The 24,006-nt window shown below is 66.1% G+C and carries 25 protein-coding genes; 14 read left to right on the top strand and 11 right to left on the bottom strand.

Going from position 1 to position 24,006, the window contains the following annotated elements:
* Positions 1-2 precede the first annotated feature (2 nt).
* The 6 genes from C1A30_RS04525 to C1A30_RS04500 all read left to right on the top strand — a co-directional run bounded on the left by C1A30_RS04525 (position 3) and on the right by C1A30_RS04500 (position 5,748).
* Positions 3-1,550, top strand: coding sequence for a sugar ABC transporter ATP-binding protein (locus C1A30_RS04525; protein WP_101947634.1), 1,548 nt, complete (start codon positions 3-5; stop codon positions 1,548-1,550).
* Entirely contained in the window at positions 1,547-2,587 is a 1,041-nt protein-coding gene (locus C1A30_RS04520; protein ID WP_101947047.1) for an ABC transporter permease, read from the top strand. The genes C1A30_RS04525 and C1A30_RS04520 overlap by 4 nt, the downstream gene beginning before the upstream one ends.
* A 29-nt stretch (positions 2,588-2,616) precedes the next feature.
* Positions 2,617-3,666, top strand: coding sequence for a substrate-binding domain-containing protein (locus C1A30_RS04515; protein ID WP_101947633.1), 1,050 nt, complete (start codon positions 2,617-2,619; stop codon positions 3,664-3,666).
* Complete coding sequence (locus tag C1A30_RS04510) at positions 3,663-4,439, top strand: SDR family oxidoreductase (RefSeq protein WP_101947046.1); 777 nt, start codon at positions 3,663-3,665, stop codon at positions 4,437-4,439. Before C1A30_RS04515 ends, C1A30_RS04510 begins: the two co-directional genes overlap by 4 nt.
* A 76-nt stretch (positions 4,440-4,515) precedes the next feature.
* Positions 4,516-5,382, top strand: coding sequence for a DMT family transporter (locus C1A30_RS04505; RefSeq protein WP_200828156.1), 867 nt, complete (start codon positions 4,516-4,518; stop codon positions 5,380-5,382).
* A gap of 15 nt (positions 5,383-5,397) precedes the next feature.
* Entirely contained in the window at positions 5,398-5,748 is a 351-nt protein-coding gene (locus tag C1A30_RS04500; RefSeq protein ID WP_101947044.1) for a nitroreductase/quinone reductase family protein, read from the top strand.
* Here the strand turns inward: C1A30_RS04500 and C1A30_RS04495 are convergent.
* From C1A30_RS04495 to C1A30_RS04480, 4 genes are read right to left on the bottom strand one after another with little or no spacing between them, the layout of a single operon-like run.
* Entirely contained in the window at positions 5,745-6,587 is an 843-nt protein-coding gene (locus C1A30_RS04495; RefSeq protein ID WP_101947043.1) for an ABC transporter permease, read from the bottom strand. The genes C1A30_RS04500 and C1A30_RS04495 overlap by 4 nt on opposite strands.
* On the bottom strand, positions 6,584-7,459 hold the full coding sequence (locus C1A30_RS04490) for an ABC transporter permease (RefSeq protein ID WP_101947042.1): 876 nt from the start codon (positions 7,457-7,459) through the stop codon (positions 6,584-6,586). Before C1A30_RS04490 ends, C1A30_RS04495 begins: the two co-directional genes overlap by 4 nt.
* Before the next feature lie 4 nt (positions 7,460-7,463).
* Entirely contained in the window at positions 7,464-8,657 is a 1,194-nt protein-coding gene (locus C1A30_RS04485) for a spermidine/putrescine ABC transporter substrate-binding protein (protein WP_101947041.1), read from the bottom strand.
* A gap of 50 nt (positions 8,658-8,707) precedes the next feature.
* Positions 8,708-9,838, bottom strand: coding sequence for an ABC transporter ATP-binding protein (locus tag C1A30_RS04480; RefSeq protein ID WP_101947040.1), 1,131 nt, complete (start codon positions 9,836-9,838; stop codon positions 8,708-8,710).
* Between the two features lie 360 nt (positions 9,839-10,198).
* On the opposite strand from C1A30_RS04480, the gene C1A30_RS04475 reads away from it, so the two are divergent.
* On the top strand, positions 10,199-10,627 hold the full coding sequence (locus C1A30_RS04475; RefSeq protein ID WP_101947039.1) for an SRPBCC family protein: 429 nt from the start codon (positions 10,199-10,201) through the stop codon (positions 10,625-10,627).
* On the opposite strand, the gene C1A30_RS04470 is transcribed toward C1A30_RS04475, so the two are convergent.
* Together C1A30_RS04470 and C1A30_RS04465 are read right to left on the bottom strand one after the other, a co-directional pair.
* On the bottom strand, positions 10,624-12,081 hold the full coding sequence (locus C1A30_RS04470) for an MFS transporter (RefSeq protein ID WP_101947038.1): 1,458 nt from the start codon (positions 12,079-12,081) through the stop codon (positions 10,624-10,626). The genes C1A30_RS04475 and C1A30_RS04470 overlap by 4 nt on opposite strands.
* 130 nt (positions 12,082-12,211) lie before the next feature.
* A complete protein-coding gene (locus tag C1A30_RS04465) occupies positions 12,212-13,333 on the bottom strand; it encodes a P1 family peptidase (RefSeq protein ID WP_101947632.1) in 1,122 nt (373 codons plus the stop codon).
* A gap of 43 nt (positions 13,334-13,376) precedes the next feature.
* On the opposite strand from C1A30_RS04465, the gene C1A30_RS04460 reads away from it, so the two are divergent.
* On the top strand, positions 13,377-14,756 hold the full coding sequence (locus tag C1A30_RS04460) for a cytosine permease (RefSeq protein WP_101947037.1): 1,380 nt from the start codon (positions 13,377-13,379) through the stop codon (positions 14,754-14,756).
* Here the strand turns inward: C1A30_RS04460 and C1A30_RS04455 are convergent.
* The 3 genes from C1A30_RS04455 to C1A30_RS04445 are packed head-to-tail and all read right to left on the bottom strand — an operon-like array spanning position 14,717 to position 17,295.
* Complete coding sequence (locus tag C1A30_RS04455; RefSeq protein WP_101947036.1) at positions 14,717-15,235, bottom strand: GNAT family N-acetyltransferase; 519 nt, start codon at positions 15,233-15,235, stop codon at positions 14,717-14,719. The genes C1A30_RS04460 and C1A30_RS04455 overlap by 40 nt on opposite strands.
* Before the next feature lie 9 nt (positions 15,236-15,244).
* Positions 15,245-16,138, bottom strand: a complete 894-nt coding sequence (locus C1A30_RS04450; RefSeq protein WP_101947035.1) for an RNA polymerase sigma-70 factor — start codon at positions 16,136-16,138, stop codon at positions 15,245-15,247.
* Entirely contained in the window at positions 16,135-17,295 is a 1,161-nt protein-coding gene (locus C1A30_RS04445; RefSeq protein WP_101947631.1) for an NAD(P)/FAD-dependent oxidoreductase, read from the bottom strand. The genes C1A30_RS04450 and C1A30_RS04445 overlap by 4 nt, the downstream gene beginning before the upstream one ends.
* Positions 17,296-17,383: 88 nt before the next feature.
* Here C1A30_RS04445 and C1A30_RS04440 point away from each other — a divergent pair, with 88 nt between their 5' ends.
* From C1A30_RS04440 to C1A30_RS04415, 6 genes are all read left to right on the top strand, one after another.
* A complete protein-coding gene (locus C1A30_RS04440; protein ID WP_101947034.1) occupies positions 17,384-17,866 on the top strand; it encodes a TspO/MBR family protein in 483 nt (160 codons plus the stop codon).
* A 161-nt stretch (positions 17,867-18,027) separates the two neighbouring features.
* The gene (locus tag C1A30_RS04435) at positions 18,028-19,002 is read left to right on the top strand and encodes a substrate-binding domain-containing protein (RefSeq protein ID WP_101947033.1); all 975 of its coding nucleotides are present in this window, start codon (positions 18,028-18,030) and stop codon (positions 19,000-19,002) included.
* A 7-nt stretch (positions 19,003-19,009) separates the two neighbouring features.
* Positions 19,010-20,077: a CapA family protein gene (locus C1A30_RS04430; RefSeq protein WP_101947032.1), complete on the top strand. Its 1,068-nt coding sequence runs from the start codon at positions 19,010-19,012 to the stop codon at positions 20,075-20,077.
* A gap of 68 nt (positions 20,078-20,145) precedes the next feature.
* On the top strand, positions 20,146-20,721 hold the full coding sequence (locus C1A30_RS04425) for a TetR/AcrR family transcriptional regulator (RefSeq protein ID WP_101947031.1): 576 nt from the start codon (positions 20,146-20,148) through the stop codon (positions 20,719-20,721).
* 41 nt (positions 20,722-20,762) lie between these two features.
* Positions 20,763-21,464 (top strand): SDR family NAD(P)-dependent oxidoreductase, encoded by a 702-nt coding sequence (locus tag C1A30_RS04420; protein WP_101947030.1) that lies wholly within the window; start codon positions 20,763-20,765, stop codon positions 21,462-21,464.
* Between the two features lie 29 nt (positions 21,465-21,493).
* Positions 21,494-22,315 carry a thioesterase family protein gene (locus C1A30_RS04415; protein ID WP_101947029.1) on the top strand — a complete coding sequence of 274 codons (822 nt, stop codon included), beginning with the start codon at positions 21,494-21,496 and terminating at the stop codon, positions 22,313-22,315.
* Positions 22,316-22,323: 8 nt separating this feature from the next.
* On the opposite strand, the gene C1A30_RS04410 is transcribed toward C1A30_RS04415, so the two are convergent.
* A complete protein-coding gene (locus tag C1A30_RS04410; RefSeq protein ID WP_101947028.1) occupies positions 22,324-23,046 on the bottom strand; it encodes a hypothetical protein in 723 nt (240 codons plus the stop codon).
* A 42-nt stretch (positions 23,047-23,088) separates the two neighbouring features.
* Positions 23,089-23,871, bottom strand: a complete 783-nt coding sequence (locus C1A30_RS04405) for a hypothetical protein (protein ID WP_101947027.1) — start codon at positions 23,869-23,871, stop codon at positions 23,089-23,091.
* Between the last annotated feature and the right edge of the window lie 135 nt (positions 23,872-24,006).

Here is a 24,006-nt window from a genome sequence, read left to right as displayed (position 1 = left end):
CGATGGCCGAGACACTTCTCGAATGTTCGTCGATCACAAAGGGATTCGGCGGCGTACCGGTCCTCAAAGGGGTGAGCCTACGCCTCGAACCCGGCACGGTGACCGCGCTGGCCGGTGAGAACGGCGCAGGCAAGTCGACGCTGATGAAGATCATCAGCGGTCAGTACAGCGCCGACGACGGCACCGTATCGGTGTCCGGCGCCACCCTGACGCCAGGCAGCCCCCGCGATGCCGTCCGCCACGGCGTGGCCATCGTCCCGCAGGAACTCGCCTCCATCGAGGACATGACGGTCTACGAGAACATGTTCGTCGGGCGGGAACTGCGGCGCGGACCGCTGCTGAACCGCCGCGCGATGATCGCCGAGGCGAAGCAGACGTTGGGGCTGTTCGACGTCAGCATCTCGCCGACCGCGCGCATGGGCAGCCTGCCCGTCGGACTGCGGCAGATCGTCGAGATCGTCAAGGCTGCCCGCACCGGCGCGCGCGTGATGATGCTCGACGAGCCGACGTCGGCGATCTCCGAACGCGAGGTGGAAGGGCTCTACCGCATCGTGGGCCGGTTGCGCGACCAGGGTGTCGCGATGGTCTACACCACGCACAAGATGGCCGAGATCCGCGCCATCGCCGACCGCGTCGTGGTGCTGCGCGACGGCGGGCTGATCATGGACACGCCCATCGCCGACGTGTCCGACGACGAGATCGTCACTGCGATGATCGGCCGCGAACTCGACACCCTGTTTCCCCACCGCCCGCAACCCGGCACCGACACCGTCCTCGAGGTCCGCGATCTGGAAGTGGTCGGCGCCGCAGGACCGGTGTCGTTCAACGTGCGCGCCGGCGAAATCGTCGGCCTGGCAGGGTTGGTCGGCGCGGGCAGGACCGAACTGCTCGAGGCCATCTTCGGCTCACGGCGCAGCACGGCCGGGACGGTGCTGGTGGACGGCAGGCCGGTCAAACGCAACCAACCCGCCGCCGCCATCACCGCGGGCATGGCGATGGTGCCCGAGGATCGCAAACTCAACGGTGCCGTCTTGTCGATGAGCGTGCTCGACAACGGTTCGCTGCCACGGCTGTCGTCGTTCTCGCTGGCCGGGTGGCTCCGCGGAAAGGCCCGCACCGCAGCCGTTTCGGACGTGATGACGTCGGTGCGCCTGCGCAGCCGCGGACTCGGTCAGGAGGTCGGCACGCTGTCCGGAGGAAACCAGCAGAAGGTGGTGCTGGCCCGGTGGCTGACCGGCGAGGTCAACGTACTGCTCCTCGACGAACCCACCCGCGGCGTCGACGTCGGCGCCCGCAGCGAGATCTACCGCATCATCACCGAATTCGCCGCCAACGGCATGGCGGTGGTGATGGCGTCATCGGATATGCCCGAGATCGTCGGTTTGTCGCATCGGGCATTCGTCATGCGCGCCGGCGTGCTCGTCGGCGAACTCGACCGTGACGCGCTGGACCACCCGGCGGTCCAGGAATCCGTCTTCCGTCTGGCCACCGCCCTGGATGCACCGTCACCCAGCCTGCCGGCCGGCACAACTCAGGAGGCTGCATCGTGACCACCCAACTCGACAGCGAAGAGACCGCATCTGTGCGGGCTCGCAGTGTGGCCTCGCCGGCCACCGGTGAGCCGGTGCGGCTGTTCTCGCGCGCATGGTTCGCCGGCTTGGCGCTGCGCTACGCGATGGTGCTGGTGATGCTGCTTGTCATCGCCTACTTCAGTTACCGCAGTATGCGATTCAGCACGGTCGACAACCTGGTCACCATCCTGGTCGCGGCCGCACCGTTCGCGCTCATTGCGCTCGGCCAGACGCTGGTGATCCTCACCGGCGGTATCGACCTCTCGGTCGGCAGCGTGATCGCGGTGTCGGCGATGGCAGCGGCGGCCACCGCCAAGGCGAACCCCGGGCAGGTGTGGCTGACCGTCGTGGTCGCGATGGTCGTCGGGCTCGCGGTCGGCTGTCTGAACGGAATCCTGGTGTCGCGCATCAATGTTCCCCCGTTCATCGCGACGTTGGGCACCCTGACCGCCGGCTCGGGTATGGCCTACGTGATCGGCGGCGGCGCACCCATCAACGGACTGCCAGCGGAATTCGGGTCGATCGCCAACACCAAGATCCTCGGATTGCAGATTCCGGTGCTGTTGATGATCATCGGCATCGTCGCGCTGGCGGTGGTGATGAAGCGCACCACCTACGGCATGCGGGTCTACGCGGTCGGCGGCAACCGCAATGCGGCCGAGATCGCCGGTATCAACACCAAGTATGTGCTGTTCAGTGTGTACGCCTTCTCCGGTCTGCTGGCGGGCATCTCCGGCGTGATGCTGGCCTCCCGGGTGATATCAGGACCGCCGAACCTCGGGCAGGGCTACGAACTCGACGCCATCGCCGCGGTGGTCATCGGCGGGGCCAGCCTGATGGGCGGGCGGGGCACCATCTGGGGTACCGCGCTCGGCCTGTTCATGATTCAAACCCTCAACAACGGCCTGGACATCCTTGTCGTCCCGGCGTATTGGCAGGACGTGATCAAGGGTGTGCTGATCGTCGCGGCCGTCGCCGTCGACGTGTGGTCGTCACGCCGCAGAGTCGGAACCTGAATCACCACACAGAGAAAGAGAACCGTCACATGAAACTGGCAACCAAGATCGGCGCCGTCGCCGCGGCAGGCGCGCTCACCCTCGGCATGACGGCCTGCGGCGCAGGCGACACCGACGCCAAAAAGGGCACCATGCGGGTGGGGGTGACCGTGTACGACATGAGTTCGTTCATCACCGCGGGCAAGGAGGGGATGGACGCCTACGCCAAGGAGAACAACATCGAATTGGTCTGGAACTCAGCCAATCTCGACGTGTCCACCCAGGCCAGCCAGGTCGACTCGATGATCAACCAGGGCGTCGATGCCCTGATCGTCGTTCCCGTGCAAGCGGATTCGCTCGCCCCGCAGGTCGCCGCGGCCAAGGCCAAGGGCATTCCGCTCGTGGCCGTCAACGCGTCGCTGAACAGCAAGGACATCCAAGGCAATGTCCAACCCAATGACGTGGCGGCCGGTGCCCAGGAGATGCAGATGATGGCCGACAAGCTGGGCGGCAAGGGCAACATCGTCATCCTGCAGGGCCCCCTGGGGCAGTCGGGTGAACTCGACCGAAGCAAGGGCATCGAACAGGTGCTGGCCAAGTACCCCGACATCAAGGTGCTCGCCAAGGACACCGCCAACTGGAAACGCGACGAGGCCGTCAACAAGATGAAGAACTGGATCTCCGGGTTCGGACCGCAGATCACCGGCGTCGTCGCGCAGAACGACGATATGGGCCTCGGCGCGCTCCAGGCGTTGAAGGAGGCGGGCCGTGCGGGTGTTCCGATCGTCGGCATCGACGGCATCGAGGACGGCCTGAACGCGGTCAAGAGCGGTGAATTCATCGGCACCTCACTGCAGAACGGCACCGTCGAACTGGCAGCCGGTCTCGCGGTGGCCAGCAAGCTCGCCAAGCACGAAGCGGTCAAGGCCGATCCCGTGTACACCATGCCCGCGATCACCAAGGACAACGTCGACGTCGCGATCCAGCACGTGGTGACCGACCGCGCGCAGTTCCTCAAGGACCTGACCGAGCTGACCAACCGCAACCTCGAAACCGGTGACATCGCCTACGAGGGCATCCCGGGTCAGAAGCAGCCGTGACCGCCGAAACCGACGAAGTCACAGTCGATTTCGACTTCCGCATGGACGGTAAGACCGCCCTGGTGACCGGCGCGGCCGCCGGCATCGGGGCGGCCATTGCCGAGGCCTACGCCGCCAAGGGGGCCCGCGTCGCGGTCGTCGACCTCGACGAGGCCGGTGCGGTGTCCCGTGCCGAGGGTCTTGGAACCGAAAGTCGCGGCTTCCGTTGTGATGTCGCCGATCCGGATTCGGTGCGCCGCACCGTGGAGGCGGTGCACAGCGCGTTCGGCCGGATGGACATCCTGGTGAACAGCGCCGGTGTCGTCCACCTCGCCCCTGCGGAGGACTTGTCGGAGAAGGCGTGGGACACCACGCTCGACGTGAACCTCAAGGGCACCTTCCTGATGTGTCAGGCGGTGGGCCGGTCGATGCTGGAGGCGGGCGGCGGGGCAATCGTCAACATGGCCTCGCAGGCCGCCAGCGTCGCGCTCGACCAGCACGTGGCCTACTGTGCGTCGAAGTTCGGCGTCGTCGGCGTCTCCAAAGTGCTGGCCGCGGAATGGGGACCGCGTGGGGTGCGCGTCAACACGATCTCGCCCACAGTGGTGCTGACCGAACTGGGCCGCAAGGCGTGGGACGGGCCGCACGGCGATGCGCTCAAGAAGCTGATCCCCACCGGGCGGTTCGCCTATCCGGACGAAATCGCTGCGGCAGCAGTGTATTTGGCCTCCGATGCCGCGGCGATGGTCAATGGTGCCGACCTCGTCATCGACGGGGGCTACACCATCAAATAACTGTTCACGAATTGTGAACGGTATGTGCAGAAAAATCACGTGGACGTGAACGGTCGTTATCCCGTTCAATTCAGGGGTGATGACGAACCAGGCCCGCACCGGCGCCCTGATGGCCATGGGTTCGATGATGTGCGTTCAGGTCGGCCTCGCGCTGGCCGTGACGCTGATCGACCGCATCGGCGTCGAGGGTGCCGCGTGGCTGCGACTGGCGTGGGCCGGGGTGCTCATGCTGGTCATCGTGCGGCCCCGGTTCGCCGCGTTCACCTGGGCGACGTTCCGGGTGTGTGTGGTGCTCGGCGTCGTGACCGCAACCGTCACCCTGCTGTTCATGGCCGCGCTGGATCGCATCCCACTCGGCACGGCCAGCGCGCTGGAGTTCCTCGGGCCGCTCGGCGTCGCGGTGGCACATGGCAAGGGCAGCCACCGGGTGGTGTGGCCCGGGCTGGCCGCCGTCGGCGTGGTGCTGCTGACCGGGCCGTGGACCGGGTCGGTCGATCCGATCGGGGTGCTGTTCGCGTTGGGTGCGGGCGCGTGCTGGGCCTGCTACATCGTGCTCACCCAGCGGGCCGGTGACACGGTGTCCGGCATCAATGCGCTCGCAGTCTCGATGCCCGTCGCCGGCCTCGTCGCCACCATCGCGGTCGGGCCGGCGGTGCTGCCGCGGATGACCCCCGAGATCCTGCTCATCGGCATCGGCCTGGCGATCCTGCTGCCGGTGGTGCCGTTCGCCCTTGAACTGCTCGCACTGCGGCGATTGACCACCGCGGCGTTCGGCACCCTGATGGCGCTGGAGCCGGCGTTCGCGATGATCGTCGGACTGTTGGTGCTGCACCAGATCCCCGGCCCGGCGGGCACCGTCGGCATCTGCTTCGTGGTAGCCGCTGGCATCGGTGCAGCACGCACCGGTGCACGCCCGTCGCCGGTGCCCGCCGAGGTCGGCTGACCTACCCTCGAAGCCATGGCATCGGGAATCTTCGCTACGCCCATCGCCGGCATCGTCAACAAGGTGTTCGTCGCGCTGATCGACGCGCCCGTCGTGGGTACGGTCGTGCGGCGCGGCCTGATCAACATCCGCTACGTCGGGCGCCGCTCAGGCAAGACGATTCAGACGCCGGTGGGCTACCGGCGCTCCGGCGACCGCATCGTCATCAACGTGACGGCACCGGACAGCAAGACGTGGTGGCGCAACTTCCTCGGTGAGGGCGGCCCGATAACGCTGCTCAAGCTCGACGGCCGAGACCGCACCGGACACGCCATCGCCAGTCGCGACGAGAAGGGCCGCGTACAGGTCGCCGTGCAGTTGGGTTAGGCCTCGAACCGCTTGCGCCGGTACAGAGTCCCCACCGCAAGCAGCAGCAGGCTGATCACCAGGATCGCGGTCGCCAGCACGTTGATCTGCGGCGGCACCGCGGCCTTGACGGCGGCGTTCACGTACAGCGGATAGGTCACCGTCGACCCGCTGACGAAATAGGTGATGATGAAGTCGTCCAGTGACAGTGCGAACGACAGCATGCCCGCGGCGATGATGCCGGGAACGATCAGCGGCAGCGTCACTTTGAAGAAGGTGCGGGTGGGGGAGGCGCCGAGGTCCATCGACGCGTCCTCCAACGTCCAGTCGAACCCTCGCACCCGCGCGCGAACGGTCATCGCGATGAAGCTGATCTCGAAGGCGATGTGCGCGATCACGATCGTGGTGTAGCCGGCCGCCCAGCCGAAATCCAGGAACAGGGTCAGCAGCGCGGCGCCGATCACCACCTCCGGCGCGGTGAGGGGCAGCACCAGGAACGTGTCGACCGCGGTCTGACCGCGGAACCGTTGCCGCACAAGCGCTATCGCCACCAGTGTGCCGAAGACCAGTGCGATCAACGTGGACACCAACGCCACGTTCAACGACAGCTTCAGCGCGTCGGTCAACGCCGGGTACTTGAACGGGTGCATCCAGTTCTCGAGCGTGAAGCCCTTCCACGTGTAGTTGAACTTGCCAAGCGGCTTGTTGAACGAGAACAGGATGATCACGAAGATCGGCAGGAACAGATACAGCAGCACAAGTCCCGCGACGATCCGCAGAAGCAGGTCGCCCCATTTCGGGCTGCCCTTGACCGTCGTCGTCTCGGTGCTGGCCAGGTCGGTCATGGCCTGAGTCGTCATACCAGGTCCTCCGTGCCCAGCGCCCGCGTGTACAGCAGCACGCCGACGAGAATGATCGCCATCAACACCATGGACAGCGCCGCGGCGGCCGGGTAGTCCTTGACCACCAGGAACTGTTTCTGAATCACGTTGCCGATCATCGTTGTCTGCGTACTACCGAGATAGTCGGCGTTGATGAAGTCACCGACCGCAGGGATGAACACCAGCATGCTGCCCGCCAGCACGCCGGGCATAGCCAGCGGCAGGATCACCTTGCGGAAGCTGCGCGGCGCGCCGGAGTACAGATCGCGCGACGCCTCGAGCAGTCGGGGATCGATCTTCTCCAGCGATACGTACAGCGGCAGGATCATGAAGATGATCCAGTTGTAGATCAGCCCGCCGATCACCGCCCATGCCGTCGAGAGCAATCGGCCTTCGTGAGGCAGCAAGCCGATCGCTCCGAGGGCTTTGACCACCAAACCGTCGTCTTCCAGAATCGTTTTCCACGCGATCGTGCGAATCAGGAACGTGACGAAGAACGGCAGAATCACCAGTCCCAGGATCAGGTTCTTGTACCGGCCCGCCTTGAACGCGATGACATACGCCAGCGGAAAGGCCAGCAGCAGGCACACCACCGTGGCAACCAACGCGTACGAGAACGACCGGATGATCTGATCCCGGTAAGTCGTGAACGCCTCGGAGTAGTTGCCGAAGTCCCAGTTGAACGTCAGCGTCGGCAGGAACACCGAGCCACCGGAACTCGACAACGACGTGCGGGCCAGCGTGAACAGCGGCACCACGAAGAAGATCCCGAGGTATACGAGCGCGGGCAGAATCATCAGATACGGGGCGATTTTGCTCCGCTGCCGACTGCTGCTGGCGACACCTGCCATCTGATCAACCGCCGGTGACTGCGGCGTACATCGTGTTGAACTCCTGAGTCTGCTCGTCGGTCAGATCGGCCCAGGACTTCAGTTTGTCGAGGCTCTCCTGCGGCGGGTTGATCAACGGGTTGGCACCCAGCTTGGGGTCGATCTTGTTGAGTTCATCCGTCATGTCCGAAAGCACGGGAACGTACTGGGTGAACGCAACCAATTTGGCGTAGTTGGGCCGGTCGTAGATGTAGTCGATCCACGCCTCGGCGCCCTTCTGGTTCTGGGTGGTGTAGGGAATCACCATCGTGTCGATGAACCAGTCGCCGCCCGACTCGGGGATCACGAAGTGCAGATCGGGATTGTCGGCCTGCAACTGCACCACGTCACCCGAATATGCCTGCGCGACAGCGATATTGCCTGCCGCCAAATCGTCGGCATAGTCGTTGCCGGTGAACCGCCGGATCTGGCCCTTGTCCTTCTGTTCTTTGACCAGATCGACCGCCTTCTGGACGGCCTCCGTGGTCGGCTTCTCGACGGAGTTGCCCTGCGACTGCATGATCATCCCGAGCCCGTCCTGCGTGTCGGAGAGCAGGCTGACCCGGCCCTTGAAGGCCGGATCCCACAAATCGTCGATCGTCGCGATGTCCCGCTTGGTGGCGGCCTTGTTGTACGCCAGCCCGACCATGCCGGTCATGTACGGCGCCAAGAACTTCCGGCCCGGATCGACTTGCGAGTCGAGCAGGTCCTTGCGGAGGTTCTTCCTGTTCGGCACGCCGGCCTCACTGATCTCGTTGAGCCAGCCGAGGCGATGGATGCGAGCGGCCATGAATTGCGTGGGCACCACGAGGTCGGCGCCGATGTCCTGCTTGCGCGACAGCGGCTCTTTGACCTTGGCGAACCACTGCTCGTTGTCGTTGAAGTCTTCCTTGTAGTCCACGGTCAGACCGGACGCCTTCTGGAAGGCGGCCACGAAACCGTCGGCCATGTACAGCGGCCAGTTCGAGATCCGCACCGTGCCCGTGGCAGGGCCTTCCTGCGTCGACGTGGCGCCGCCGGAGGAGGAGGACTTGTTGTCGGAGCTACACGCGGCCAGGAACGAGCCGCCCACGGCCAACGCCGCGGCGGCCGCGGCACCGCCGCCGATGAAGCGCCGACGCGAAGTCCGGTTGGCGGCAAGACGATTCAGAATTTGCGGATCAAAGTCCTTGGAGGGCATGGCGACTGTGCCTTTCGACGAAGGGAAGAGGACGAAACAACTGCCAACGGTTAAGAGTCGTCGAGCATCTCTTCGAGATCCTCGGTGGTGGGGATATCCGCAGCGGGCAGCACCAGCGAAGCCTCGGGTGCCCAGCAGACATGGACCTCGTCACCGGGTCGCAGCATCGGCAGATCCTGCTCAGCGCCGACGTGCGCGACGATCGTCGACTCGTCAGGCGCGGCCATCGACAACCGCACAACCGGGCCTTGGAACGTCAGGTCCGTGACCGTCGCGCGTACCGTCGCGACGTCTCCGGTCGGCGCGTCCATCGACACCCGCACCCGCTCCGGTCGCACCATCAGCGTGGCGTGGCCGCCGGATTCGATCGTGGTGTCGCCGGGGCGCGCCTTCAACTTCGTGCCAAGCACCTCGACCTCGACGAAGTCGCGGTTGACCCGGCCGGTCTGCTTGCCTGCCCACAGGTTGGCCTGTCCGATGAAGCTCGCCACGAACACCGTCGACGGCCGGTCGTAGATCTCCGTCGGGGTGCCGATCTGGTCGACGTTGCCCGCGTTCATCACCGCGATCCGGTCGCTCATCGTGAGCGCTTCCTCCTGGTCGTGGGTCACGTAGATGAACGTGATCCCGACCTCCCGCTGGATGCGCTTGAGCTCGAACTGCATGGCGTGACGCAGTTTGAGGTCGAGTGCACCGAGTGGTTCGTCGAGCAGCAGCGCGCTGGGGTAGTTCACCAGCGCACGGGCCAGTGCCACCCGCTGCTGCTGGCCGCCGGACAACTGCGCGGGCTTGCGCTGGGCGAAGTCGGTGAGCCGCACGATCTCGAGCAACTCGTCGACCCGCTTGCGGACCTCGGCGGTGCTCAACTTGGCGGACTTCTTCCGGCTCCTCGGTCCGTACGCGACGTTGTCCCATACCGTCATGTGCGGGAACAGCGCGTAGTGCTGGAACACCGTGTTGACGTTGCGTTTGTGCGGAGGGACGCGCGACACGTCGGCGCCCTCCAGCCGGATCGCGCCCTCGGTCGGCGTCTCGAAACCAGCGATCATCCGCAATGTCGTCGTCTTCCCACAGCCCGACGGGCCGAGCATCGAGAAGAACTCGCCCGACGCGATGGAGAAGTCGGCTTCGGTTACGGCGACGTAGTCGCCGAACCGTTTGGTGACATGATCAATCTCAATGACCGGGCCGCCCTTGGCGCGGGCCCCGTCTGATCCCGCCGCTTGCTCGACGGGGGTGGTGTGTGTGCCGGTCAGGGCGAGCCTCCTCTAGACACAGCAGTGAAGCTGTGGGTAAACCTTCGCGGATCGAGCGGTCCTGCGCAAGCGATTCCGCAACGAATTTACATTTTTACAATGGAATCCTTCGTCAGTCGCCCCTGAGACCGAGAAAAACCGCTGAATCGGGCGTCGTCGCCTACCGCCTGCCGCTGGCGGCAGGGCGACGGGATGGGCTTTTAGTTTCCCAGCCGTGCGCGGCGCGGTCGGTGGAAATTGCCGACGTCGTTTACCTCATGCGCACAGCCGGGTAGATGCTCTGACATGGCGAAGGTTGATGTAGCGGTGTCGACGAGTCTGAGTCCCGAGAAGGCATGGGCGCTGGCATCGGACCTGCGTCGCTTCGACGAGTGGCTGACGATCTTCAACGGCTGGCGCAGCGAGGTGCCGTCGCAGATCGAGGTCGGTACGTGTGTGTCGTCCTGCATCCGGGTCAAGGGTGTCCGCAACGTCATCCACTGGCGGGTGACCCGCTACGACGAGCCCGAGTTGATCGAGTTGGTCGGCCGCGGCCGTCCCGGAATCCGCATCGGCCTGTGCGTTCACGTGGTCGACAACGATCCCGGCACCACCTTCCGGGTGGTCGCCGACCTGTCCGGCGGTGTGCTGAACACTCCGGTGGGGAACTTCGTGGCGAAACTGATCCGAAACGACGTGCGCAAGTCCGTGGAGAATCTCGCGGCACTGGGTTAACCCCACTCGTGGTTCATGGCGCGGGATTCGTAGCGTGCCTCGACGGATTCGATCGTCGTGCGCCGTGGTCGGGAGAACGCGATCAGCACCATCGCCAGGGCCGCGGTGATCGCGCCGCCCGCGAAGATCGCGACGAAACTGCTCTCCATCGGGACGCCGTTGAGGGTGCGGCCGAGCAACACCGCGACCAGTGCGGCGGCCAGCGCGCTGCCGATGGTCCGCGCGATCGCGTTCATGCTCGTCGCGACGCCGGTCTCGGTTGCGTCGACTTCGGCCACCACCAGCGCGGGTAGCGCACCGTAGCCGAGGCTGATGTAGGCGTTGGCCAGGATGCTCGCGGCGATGATCTGCCACGGCGCGTCGTGCGCGAACGCGATGAATAGGAAGCCCGCGATGCCTGCGACGGCGGCGACGATCAGAACCGGGCTGGCGCCGAAACGGTCGATGAACCGGCCGCTGACCAGAGCCACCAGAAAGCCGGTCAACGCACCCGGTAGCAGGTAGATGACGCTGGCCTGCAGGACGGTCGCGCCGAAGCCGTATCCCGCTGCGTCGGAAGGGATTTGGACGAACTGGGTGAGGCCGAGGAAGGCGAAGTACAAGCCCATGCCGACGAAAACGGTGGCGAGGTTGGTGAGCATGATAGGCCGTCGGGTCATCATCTTGGTCGATACCAGCGGCTGCCTGGCGCGGCGCTCCCAGAACCACCAACCGCAGAGGGTCAGCACGCCGCACGCCGCGCAGCCCACGGTGGGCAGCGCCGTCCAACCCCACGAGTGGCCCTGCGTGATGGCCAACAGCACCGCCGAGAGGCCGGCGGCCAACCCGAACGCACCGACCCAGTCGATGGTCCCGGTCGCAGTGCGTGCGCGGTCGGGCACGACGAGCAGCGCGATCGCGATCACGACGACCGTGAACGCCGTCGTCAGCCAGAAGACGCGGTGATAGCCGGCCTGCCCGCTCATCAGCAGGCCGACCACCACCAGGCCGGTGCCGCCGCCGAAGCCCAACGTGCCCGACAGCACCGACATCGCCGAGCCCATTCGGTCGTCGGGCAGTTCCTCGCGAAGGATCGCGATGCTGATCGGATACAGGCCGTATGAGGCCGCCTGCAGCACGCGGGCGACGACCAGCAACGCCAGCGACGTCGTGGTGGCGGCGAGGATCGAACCGGCGAGGACGACCACCAGCACGGTCAGCAGCACCCGCTTCTTGCTGTGCAGGTCGGCGAGTCGGCCGATCAGCGGGGTGGCGGCCGCGGCGGCGAGCAGGTTCGCGGTGACGACCCAACTCGTCGCGACCGCCGAGACGTTCAGTTGGTCGGCGATGACACCGAGCACCGGAACGACGGCGGTCTGCAGCACCGCGACCGTCAGCACCACGATCGACAGACCGGCAATGAGCAGTCCCGGCTTCACGCCTGCGCCGGACCGTGTCGCTTCGGTCTCGACCACGGCCCGGCTCCGATCGTTAGCTCATCTTCGGTTCTCTCGCATTATGTCTGCCCACCCGGCGAACGTTCGTTACCGCTCGAAAAATCGGCGCCATATCGAGCGGTACGGAACGTTCGGCCGAGAGGGCGGGCTAACTCAACAGCGCCAGCAGTCGGTCGTGCGGGAGGGCGGGGGAGCGGTGGCCGTCGCGGCCGACCATGTCGCTGTTGACGACGAGTGCGTTGAGCACCGCCTCCTCCACGGCCTGTACGACAGCGGTGTAGAGGTCGTCCATCCGGCCCCATGGCACGAACGTCAGCGTGCCGAACTCATCGTCGCGGACGGGGCCGACGGGAAACGCGCTGGCCAAACCCGGCACATCCGCGGTCGAGAAGGCCAGGAAGATGTCGCCGGAGAAGTGGCTGCCCGCCGTTCCGGTGCGCGCCAGGCCCAGCGGAACGCGCCGGGCCAGCGCCTTGCACTGTCCAGGGAGCAGCGGGGCATCGGTGGCGATGATCGCGATGACGGACCCCCCGCCCGGCGGCGGTTTGAGGCCGAGATCGACCTCGAACCAATCGCCGCCGAGCGGATTGTCGTCCAGCAGGCGCGGACCGACATGGATTCCGGCGACGGTCAGTTCGGCCCGCGAGCCGAAGTTCGCCTGCACGAACGCCGCCACGGTGAATGTTCTCGACCCGTAATCGACTCGGCGCGACGCGGTGCCGTTGCCGCCCTTGAATTCGTAACAGTTCATCCCGGTGCCGCCGCCGACCGAACCTTCGGCCACCGGTCCCGTCGTGGCCGCGTCGAGCGCGGCCTCCACGTGCTCGGGTCGGACGTGGCCACCGTTGATGTCGTTGAGGTAGCCGTCCCACGTCTCGGCGCACACCGGAAGCAGCCACTGCCGCGCCAGCCCAGGGTTGACCCGATTGACCCAGCCCACGACGCCGGTGTGGCAGGCGCCGACCGCGTGCGTATTCGACAGTACGACAGGCAGATTGAACGATCCGGCCTCGTCGATCCACGTGGTGCCGGTCATCTCGCCGTTGCCGTTGAGCGAATACCAGCCCGCCGCGCACGGCTGGCCGACGCCGTCGCGGCCGCGCGGCAGGATCGCGGTGACGCCGGTGCGCACCGCCGCGCCGTCGATCAACGTCGCGACGCCGACGGCCACGCCGTCGACGTCGGTGATCGTGTTGAGCGGTCCCGGCTCACCGGGCAGCCGGATGCCGAGCCCGCGTGCGCGGGGCCTGCCGTCACTGGTGTGGGTCATGGTCACCGGCCGATCCTCTCAACAGTCGTGATCGAATGGAGCAATGAGCGCGCTGACCGAACCGACCTTCGCAGGCCACCGACCCGCGGCCGCAGGCGATCTCTCAGTCGAGACGCACGGCATCGCGCCGATCCCGGAAGACCAGCGATACGGTTCGCCGGCCCGGTTGTTCACCGTGTGGTTCGCGCCCCAGGTCAACATGACCGGCGTGTTCACCGGCGCGCTGGCGATCGTGCTCGGCCTCGGCTTCTGGCTGGGTCTGCTCGCGATGGTGATCGGCACCGCGCTCGGCTCCCTGGTGGTCGCCTATCTGTCGACGTGGGGCCCGCGCACCGGCACCGGGCAGTTACCCAACTCGCGGATGGCCTTCGGTGGCGCGGTGGTATTGCCCGCGGTGCTGCAATGGCTGGGCACCATCGCGTGGGACGCACTCGTCGGGTTGTTCGGCGGGCAGGCGCTGGCGCTGTTGGTCGGCATTCCGTTCTGGCTCGCGGTGCTGATCGTGCTCGCGGTACAGGCGGCGGTCGGCTTCTTCGGCTACGAGCTCATCCACCGCCTGCAGGCCGTGCTGACCGTGGTGCTGTTCGTGACGTTCGTGGTGTTCGCGGTGAAACTGGTCAGCGGAGAAGACATCATCACGCCAGCAGGCGCGGAAGGCGCCAACCTGGCGGGCGCGTTCGTGCTCGAGGTGACCATCGCGTTCAGCCTCGCGGTGTCATGGGCCTCCTACGCCGCCGACTTCAGCCGCTACCTGCCCGCCACCTCACCGAAAACGCGGGTCTTCGGTTTCACGTTCGCCGGAATCATGTTGGGCTACACCTTCATTCAAGGCATTGGCGTCGCCGCGGGCAACGTGGTGTCCGACCAGACCGCCGAGGGTGTGCGGACGGTGATGGGCGGCGGCGTGCTGGGCGGGTTGGCGCTGCTGATCATCGCGCTGGCCTCGATCGGTTCCGGAGTGATGAACGACTACAGCGGATCGCTCGCGCTGCAGACCATCGGCGTCAAGGTGCGACGGCCGGTGTCGGCGCTGATGGTGGCGGTGCTGGCGTATCCGCTGATCCTGTGGCTCAACGATGTCGACACCGCGCCGAGGTTTCAGGCTGTGCTGCTGTTGGTCAGCTACTGGATCCCGGCGTTCGTCGCGATCGTGGCCGTCGACTGGCTGTTGCGCATCGACGGCAGGGCGAGCATCAACCCGGCGGAGGAAACCACCGGCCGCCGGGATGCGGCCGTCGCGGTCGTCGTCTTCCTGCTGGCGTATGTCGCTGCGGTGCCGTTCATGAACACCTCGCTGTTCGAGGGGCCCATCGCCAAGGCCTGGCACGGCGCGGACATCGCGTACTTCGTCAACCTCACAGTGGCCGCGCTGCTCTATGGCGGCTACCGCTGGCTGTCGCGGCCGGTGAACCGCGACAAATAGAGCCACGTCGGTTGGTAACCCATGCGCTCGTAGAGGCGGATCGCGTCGGTGTTGCCGGGCAAGGCGCCCAGGATCAGGTCTTCGCAGCCCGCGTCGCGCAGGTGCTCCTCGAGGCGAGTCAGAAGGGCCGAGCCCAGCCCTCCGCCGCGGTATTCCGGTAGCACGCTGAGGGATTCGATTTCGCCGATCCGCGGGCCGGTGACCCAGGTGTCCGCGATCCAACTGTCGTCGACCGGCATCACGTGGGCCAGGCCGTAGCCCACCGCGGTGTCCCCGTCGAACGCGAGCAGCAGCAGTGTGTCGGGCTTGGCGAGCAACTGCTCGTACAGGCCGCGCCTGACGCGCCACGTCTCGTCGTCACTGACATACGGTGCCAAGTGCGGCATGACCGCCGCATGTCGGTGATGCACCGCGGTCCACAGCGGACCCACCAGATCCAAGTCCGCCGCGCTGCCGGTCCGCAGTTGCCAATCGGTCATCACGCCACGCTAGATGTACTTCACCCCGTCTGTCACCGCACGCAGCTTGTCGGGGTTGGCCACGTTGTGCACAGTTTCGATGCGACCGTCGGCGTCTAGGTCGACGGTGAGGGTGGCGATCACCCGGCCACCGCCGGTCAACACGATTCCCGGCCCGCCGTTGATCTCGACGACTTCGGCTGCCATATCGGCGATTTCGACACCCTCATATGGCCGCTGACTGGCGCCGGCGATCCAGCGGGCGACGTTGTCGATGCCGCGGATCGGGCGCATCGCCTGGCGGACCTTGCCTCCGCCGTCGGTCCACAGCGTGACCTCAGGCGCGAGCAGTTCCATCAACGAGTTGATGTCACCCCCGGTGATCGCGGCGAAGAAGCGTTCGGTGGCTTGGCGTTTCTTGACGCGGTCGGTCTCGAACCGCGGGCGGCGCGCCCGGACGTGCTCACGCGCCCGGTGGGCCGCTTGCCGTACGGAGGATTCCGAGCGGTCGACGGCGTCACCGATTTCGGCGTAGCTGAAGTCGAACACCTCCTTGAGCACGAACACCGCGCGCTCCAGTGGGCTGAGGGTCTCCAGCACGACGAGCATCGCCATCGACACCGATTCGGCGGTAGCAACGTCGTCGGACGCGTCGGGCTGGGTGAGGATCGGCTCCGGAAGCCAAGGCCCCACATAGGTTTCGCGCTGGCGCCGGGTCGAGCGAAGCCGCTCCATCGACAGGTTCGAGATGATGCGCGCCAGGTAGGCCTTCGGGTCGGACACCCGCGAGCGATCCTGTGCCGACCACTTGAACCAGGCGTCCTGGACGACGTCTTCGGCGTCCGCGGCGGAGCCGAGGATCCGGTAGGCGATCGAGAACAACAGGGTTCTGTGATCGGCGAACGTCTGCTGGTCCGACGTCATCTCGTCGACCGGCCGCCGCGCCGCCAGGTCGCCGCTCCCAGCGCGGGCAGCACCTTGAGAAGTCGATATGTGGTCCACGGGCTGGAGCTCACCGTCTCTTTGTACGCCACCGCGTAGCGGCCGGCCAGGTAGAACCGGCCAGGGCTGTCGTCGGCGTGGGTGAACTGGATGACGCCGTCGTGGCGGCCCAGGCTCACCGGCTGGTGCACATAGCCGAAGCGGAACCGCTTGGGCTGCTTGCCTTTCAGCTCGCGAGCGATCGACGCTGCCGCGTGCAGCGCGCTCGGGATGCCGCTCTGGCAGGTGCCGTGCATGATCCCGTAGCCCTGTCGGATCGCGGCGGCGTCGCCGACGGCGTAGACGGCCGGATGCGACACCGAACGCAGCGATTCGTCGGTCACGATGCGTCCGCGGTCGTCGACCTCGAAGCCCGCGCGGGCGGCGATGGGGGACACGCGCACGCCCGTGGTCCACAACACCGCATCGGCGCGCACCACCTCGCCGTCGTCCAGCGCGACACCGTCCGCCATCACCTTCACGATCTCGGCACCGGCGCGTACCCGCACACCCAACCGTTCGAGACCGGCGTGCAACCGGGCCCGCGCTTTGGCGCCCATCATCGCCCCTGGCTCCTGGCGGCTCAACAGCACGACATCGAGTTCAGGATGCTGCTCGGCGATTTCGGCCGCGGACTCCACTCCGGTCAGCCCGCCGCCTGCCACCACGATGGTGCCGTCGGAGCGGCGGCTCAACTGGGCGGCGAGCAGTGCTGCGTCTTGTGCGCTGTTCAGTGTGTACGCGAATTCGTCGACACCCGGGACTGTTTCGGTGTCGGCGACGCTACCGAGCGCAAAGACCAGTGTGTCGTAGCGCAACGTGTAGGCATCGTCCACCCGGACGGTTCGCGCGTCGGCGTCGATACCGGTCACCCAGCCCTTGACGAAGTCGACGCCGGTGTCCGCCAACTGGTCGGGGATCCGAAGGTCGGCCAATTCCTGGCCGGAGGCAATCTGGTGCAGGCGCAGTCGTTCGGTGAACCGGGTCTGCGGGTTGACGATGGTGACGTGCACGTCGTCGCGGTGTTTGAGTCGGCCCACGAGGCCCGCGGCGGCCGCCATGCCGGTGTATCCGGCGCCCAGTATCAGGATCTCGTTCATCATTGGTGCCTTCCGTGTCGGCGACTGATGAACACGAGACGCAAGAACCCCGGCGATTCGTGACATCGACTTCCGGGTAAATAACGTCATGCAACCGAAGACCCTGGTCAGCACCCTTGGAGCAGTCCTTCTCACCGGCGCGGTCGGCGGTTTGGCGAGCAGGCCCGCGCAGTCGGGCTGGTACGCCAAGCTGAAGAAGCCGAGCTTTCAGCCGCCGCGGCAGGCCTTTCCGATCGTGTGGCCGATCCTCTACGCGGACATCGCCGCCGTCTCGGCGTCGACGTTGGATCACCTGCGCAACCGCGACCAGGGGCAGGCCCGAACCTTCGCGGCGCTGCTGGGGGTCAATCTCGTGCTGAACGCCAGTTGGTCGTGGTTGTTCTTCGACCGTCGACTGCTCGGCACCTCGGCTGTGGCGGCCGCGGCGTTGACGGCCAGCAGTGCCGATCTCACGAGGCGGGCGGTTGCCGCGCGCGGACCCGCCGCGGGAGTGCTCGCCGCCTACCCGGCGTGGTGCGCGTTCGCGACGCTGCTGTCTTCGCGCATCTGGCAACTCAACCGCGGCCGGTGACACCGTGGTGGCGCGCCAGAGGACGAGCGTCAGCGCGTCTCCGGAAATGCTTGAGGGGTTCGGGGTAAAGCTGCCATCTCGGCGGTGATCACCTGCGAAAATGGGGTCGACACCACCGTCACGGGTGGGATCGCGCCGGTTCGCACGGGAGGGGCGAAGCCATGGCCAAACGGTTCACTGCGTACATCCTCTCGGCCGTATTGGTTTCGCTTACGGCATGTTCGGGCGGTGAGCGGACGGCCACGACGACGGAGTCGAGTCCGGTCGGCAACGCGCCGCGCGCGACGGTCGCTCTGATCACCCACCAGGCGCCAGGAGACACGTTCTGGGACCTCGTCCGGCGCGGTGTCGAAGCGGCCGCTCGTAAAGACAACATCGATCTGCAGTATTCGCACAACCCCGATTCGGCGGCGCAGGCAGACCTCGTGCGGTCGGCCGTCAACGCGAAGGTGTCAGGTATCGCTGTCACGCTGGCCAACCCCGCGGTGATGGCGCCCGCGGTGCGGGAGGCGGTAGCAGCCGGAATACCGGTAGTGGCAATCAATTCCGGGATCAGAGACTGGGACCAGCTCGGCGTGATGGCGTATTTCGGGCAGGACGAGTTGATCGCGGGCCAGGCCGCGGGGGAGCGCCTCACCAACGAACAGGCGCAAAACGCGCTTTGTGTGATCCACGAACCGGGGCACGTCAACCTCGAAGCCCGATGCGAAGGATTGGCGAACGCATTCGCCGGTAAGTCTCAGACGCTCGAAGTCGACGGTGTGGACAAGGCGATCGTCAAGAACGCGGTCGCGGCACGCCTACGACAGGACTTCAGCATCGACCGCATCCTGACCCTCGGAGCCCCAATGGCTTTGGCCGCGTTGGAGGCGGTGGCCGAGGAGAACAGCTACGCCAAGGTGGCGACATTCGACACCAACGCCGGCGTCGTCGACGCGATCAAGAACGGCATGGTCGAGTGGGCCATCGACCAACAGCCGTTCCTGCAGGGCTATCTCGCGGTCGACTCGCTGTGGCTTTACTTCACCAACAGGGACGTGATCGGCGGTGGCCAGCCCACCTTGACCGGACCATCGTTCGTCGACGAGACGAACATCAACACGGTGGCCGACCTCGCAGCGGCCGGCACCCGCTGAGTCCTAAGTGACCGTCATCTTCCTCACCGGTGACGTGATGACTGGGCGTGCGATCGACCAATTGTTGCCGCATCCCGGCGATCCGGAACTGCGCGAGAGCGTCGTCCGCGACGCACGCAGGTACATCTCGCTGGCCGAGCGCGTGCACGGTCCCATCCAGGCACCGGTCGACTACACGTGGCCCTGGGGCGAGGCGCTCGACATCGTGGGTTCGTTCGCCCCCGATGTGCGGCTACTCAATCTGGAGACCAGCATCACCACGTGCGCCGACTTCGCGCCGGGGAAGGCCGTGCACTACCGAATGCATCCGGACAACATCGAATGCCTGACCGCGATCCGCGCGGATGTCTGCACGCTGGCGAACAATCACGTGCTCGACTTCGGTCATCGCGGACTGCGCGACACGTTGCGGGCCATCGCAGATACCGGAATACGCAGCACCGGTGCGGGTTTGGACGCCGGGCAGGCGTGGCGTCCCGCCGTGGTAGCCAGGGCGGTGATCGCGGGCTGCGGCATGCGGTCGAGCGGCATTCCGCCTGCGTGGGCCGCGACGGATCAGCGACCTGGTGTTGCGTACGTACCGGACATGTCGGACGACGCCGCCGACGTGATCGCCGAACGGGTACACGACGTGACACGACCGGGCGACACCGCGGTGGTGTCGGTGCATTGGGGCTCGAACTGGGGCTACGACGTGCGTGATGCGCAAATCCGGTTCGCGCACAGGCTGATTGACGCAGGCATCGATCTGGTGCATGGCCATTCGTCGCACCATCCGCGGCCGATCGAGTGGTATCGGGGGAAGCTGATCATGTACGGCTGCGGTGACACCGTCGACGACTACGAAGGCATCACCGGATACGAATCATTCCGGCACGAACTGCGGCTGCTGTACTTCGCGTCGGACGACGAACGCGCACTGCGGATGGTGCCGATGCGGATGAGACGGATGCGGCTCGAGCGCACACCCGATTCCGATGCCGAGTGGCTGCGCGCGAACCTCCAGGACATCAGCCGACCGTTCGGCACCAGGGTCGAACGGGCGCCGGACGGCGTACTGTTGACCGTCGGCTAGCTTTACGAATGGCTAGTACAGTACTATACGATCGTAAAGTCGGGTGCCGGGTTAGATAGGCGGTCAGCATGGTGCTTGGGAAGGTGTCCGAGGCCACCGACACCCGTACTCGACTCATCGACGCTGCGGTCGATCTGTTCACCCGGCACAGTTATGCCGGCACGTCCTTGCAGATGATCGCCGATGAACTCGGATTCACGAAAGCCGCCATCTACCACCATTTCCGAACGCGTGAACAACTGCTGGCCGCCGTCCTCGAACCCATGCTGGACGAACTGCGCGCCGTCGTCGAAGCCGCCCAGGCCAAACGCACCGCGCATGCGCGGGCCGAGCACATGCTCACCGGGTACGCGACGCTGGCCGTGCGCAACCGGGGGTTGGTCGCGGTGCTCGCCGCGGATCCGAGCGTTGCCACCGCGCTCAGCGAGCGTGCCGAATGGGGTGAACTCATCGGCCGCCAGCTCGCACTGTTGGCCGATGTCGACTCCGGACCGGGCGGCGAGGTGAAGGCGGCCATGGTGTTCGCAGGCATGGCGGGCGCAGTGGGGCCCGCGTGGGGACGTTTCGACGACGACGCGTTGCGCGAACATTTGGTGGACGCCGGGCGTCGCACGCTGGGGCTGCGGGCGCCTCGGCGCTCGTGAGACCAAGCACCGACTGATCACACGATGCGGAAGGAAAGATCATGAAGACGGCTGTCGTCACCGGGGGCGGCTCAGGCATCGGGCGGGCGGTGGCCGATCGGTTGCGCGCCGATGGCTATCACGTGGCCACACTCGACGTGACGCCCTGCGCGGACGAGTTCGCCCAGACCGCCGACGTCACGGACCGCGCCCAAGTGGACGCCGCGCTCGCGGCCATACGCGCACAACTGGGGCCGGTGACCATCCTGGTCAACGCCGCCGGCCTGGACGCGTTCACCCCGTTCACCGAGATCACGTTCGACGAGTGGCGCAAAGTGGTCGACGTCAACCTAAACGGGGTGTTCCACTGCACGCAGGCGGTGCTGCCGGACATGATCGAAGCGGGCTGGGGCCGCATCGTCAACATCTCGTCGTCCAGCACGCATTCCGGGACGCCGTACATGTCGCATTACGTGGCCGCGAAATCGGCGGTCAACGGGTTGACCAAATCGCTGGCGCTGGAGTATGGGCCGGCAGGCATCACCGTCAATGCGGTGCCGCCGGGCTTCATCGACACCCCGATGCTGCGCAGCGCGCAGTCCCGCGGCGTCATCGGCGACGTGCAAGCGACGATCAACGCCACCCCCGTCCGCCGGATGGGCAAACCTGACGACATCGCCGCGGCGTGTGCCTTCCTGATTTCCGACGAGGCCGGTTACATCACCGGTCAGATCCTCGGTGTCAACGGAGGGCGCAACACCTGACCGGTCGGCCGCTATGCGACGATCATCGGATGCCAACGCAACCGGCCCATTTCGCCCTGACTGGCGACGGCGGTTACCTCCCGACGTCGTTCGCGCAGAGCCACTGGGGCGATGACCATCTCAACGGTCCTGCCGTTGTCGGACTGGCTGCACGCGAACTCGAAAAGCACGCTGGGTCACCAGACTTCACGCCCGCTCGGTTCACCGCCGACCTGTTCAGGGCCGCACGCAACACCCCGACGACCATCGATGTCCGCACCGTGCGTGACGGCCGGCGGGTGCGCACCACGGAATGCGATGTGGTGCAGGACGGCAGACCGGTGACGCGCGCGACACTTGTGCAGTACCGGCGTTCAGCACCACCACCCGGTCGGGAGTGGAGCGCGTCGGTCGCGCATCCTCAGCCGCCCGAGCCCGACGATTCGATCCAGCCGTTCGTCGGCAGTGCGGAGGTGGGCTGGACCCGGTCGCCCGCCGCGCACCAGAACGATTCTCGTAAGTGCTTCTTCAACGACGGAATCAAAGTGGTTGCGGGCGAGGAGAACTCCGCCTTCGTCCGGGCCGTCATGCTCGCCGAGTCGACAAGTCTGGTCACCAACCTCGGTACTCGGGGCATCGGCTACATCAACGGGGACCTGACCGCCGCGTTCGCCCGGTTGCCCGTCGACGCCTGGATCGCGGTACAGGCGGACTCACACTGGACGTCCGACGGCATTTCGGTCGGTACCGCGACACTTTTCGATTCGCAAGGCCCGTTCGGCACGGGGATGGTCACCGCGGTCGCCAATCCCGCAGCACAGATTGACTTTTCGACCCGGCCGACGCTGGTGCAGGGCCTCAACTACGAGTAGCCGACACCTCAGCACCAGCCCGCGCAGCCGGGCTTGTCGCTTTCACCGAGAGAGTTGCGCTCCGTCGGTTTCCTTGGCACCGGCGCCACGCTGATCGGTGACCGGGTGACAGGCGTGGGCGCCTTGGCGGTGGCAGGATCACCGGCGTCGACGCAGCGGTGGTGGGCCTCGGTTGCGGCGGGGGCGGCTGACGGGCAATCGGGGTGTGCGGCCCCTGAGCCGGCCCGGAGGGGTGGTGGTGGCGGTGGCAGGTTCACCGGCGTCGACGCAGCGGTGGTGGGCGTCGGTTGCGGCGTGGACGGCTGCGGGGCGACAGAGGTGGACGGACCCGGCGCCGGAGCGGAGTTGTCGGGCAGCACGAGCCAGACGATGGGCACGAGCACCGCAGCCGCCGCGACGACAAGGAACCCGATGCCGGCCTGCTTGGACCGGTACCACGGCTCCGGGGGCCGCCGGAAGGTCAGTGTGCTGCTGTCCGACGCGCGCAGCTGGCCGTTGACGGTCCAGGTGTTCACGGTGGGACTGGTCATTGGCCGGGCCGCGGGTGCAGGGCGCGTCTCGACCCGGTTCCGCGGCGCAGGGGCGGGGGGTTCGCGTCGAGGCTCGCGGAACACCTCGTTCACGTGTGCCGGCTCGGTGACCTGCTCACCGCCGAACCACCCGTCGCTTTCGTACGGGTCGTCCTGCCGGTAATCGAAGCCCGAACCCGGCGGGGCTTCGCGCTCAGTCACCCCCCGATGCTAACGCCGACGGCAAACCGCGGATCCGAGCAGTCAGTACACGCCGACCGCAGGTTCCTCGGCACTGGGTTTCCGGCCTCTGCTGCGCAGCGACTGACCAATGCGGACGGCTGTCGTCAACGCCTCGCTCGATCCGTGCGGACGACCGAAATGGAGCAGTAATGTGGCGCGCACGGCTCCGGATTCGCACGGCATATTGCCGTGCAGACTGCGATAACCCCAGAACAGGTATGCGTCTCCGACTTTCATGTCGACTCTGCGCAGATAGTCGGCGTTGTCGAGCTTTCCGAGAATTTGTCGGCGATAGAAGCCGCTTTGTCCGACGACCTTGTCGATGATGTTGGCGAGAACAGAACGCCGGAACGGTCGCTTGTTGAATATGCCGACCAATTCGCCTGCGTTCCCAGGCGTGGCTGCTGGCAGATAAATCGGTACCACCATCGTCACGACACTCGCGTCGTAGTGAAACCAATACGCGTCGCCTTCGCCGCGCGGACCGGCGATTATGCGCAACGCGGAACCGGTCAACTGCAGAGTGCCGGGATCGTCGGGAAAGCGGGCCCGGACGATGTCGGTGAGCAGTGACACAACCGACGGACTATTGACGAAAACCGCTGCAGCGCTGTGTGTGTCGTCGTGCGGAGATTGTATGAAGTGATCGCGCGTGCCATGGGTTCGGAGCCGATCCTCGATGTCTTCCCGCGCATGGGCAAGCCATTCCTCGGGGACGGCATTCTGAAGGCATACCACGCCGGATTTGTCCAACTCGTCGGCGATTTCGCGAGGGTCGCGATATTCGTTGATCGGCTGCGTCATCGTCGCAGCAGTATAGGGGATCGGAAATCGTGGTATGCACGCCGAGTCGCTTTTTTCGCAGGCAAGGAGGGCGACCGTCTTCTGTCGATTCGGTCCTCGGTCAAGGCCTCTCGGCGTAGATTTTCTGACGCTGGG

Source organism: Mycobacterium sp. 3519A, from assembly GCF_900240945.1.
Lineage (GTDB): Bacteria > Actinomycetota > Actinomycetes > Mycobacteriales > Mycobacteriaceae > Mycobacterium.
The sequence above is the reverse complement of the archived record's forward strand: the minus strand, read 5'-3'. Positions and strand labels throughout refer to the sequence as shown.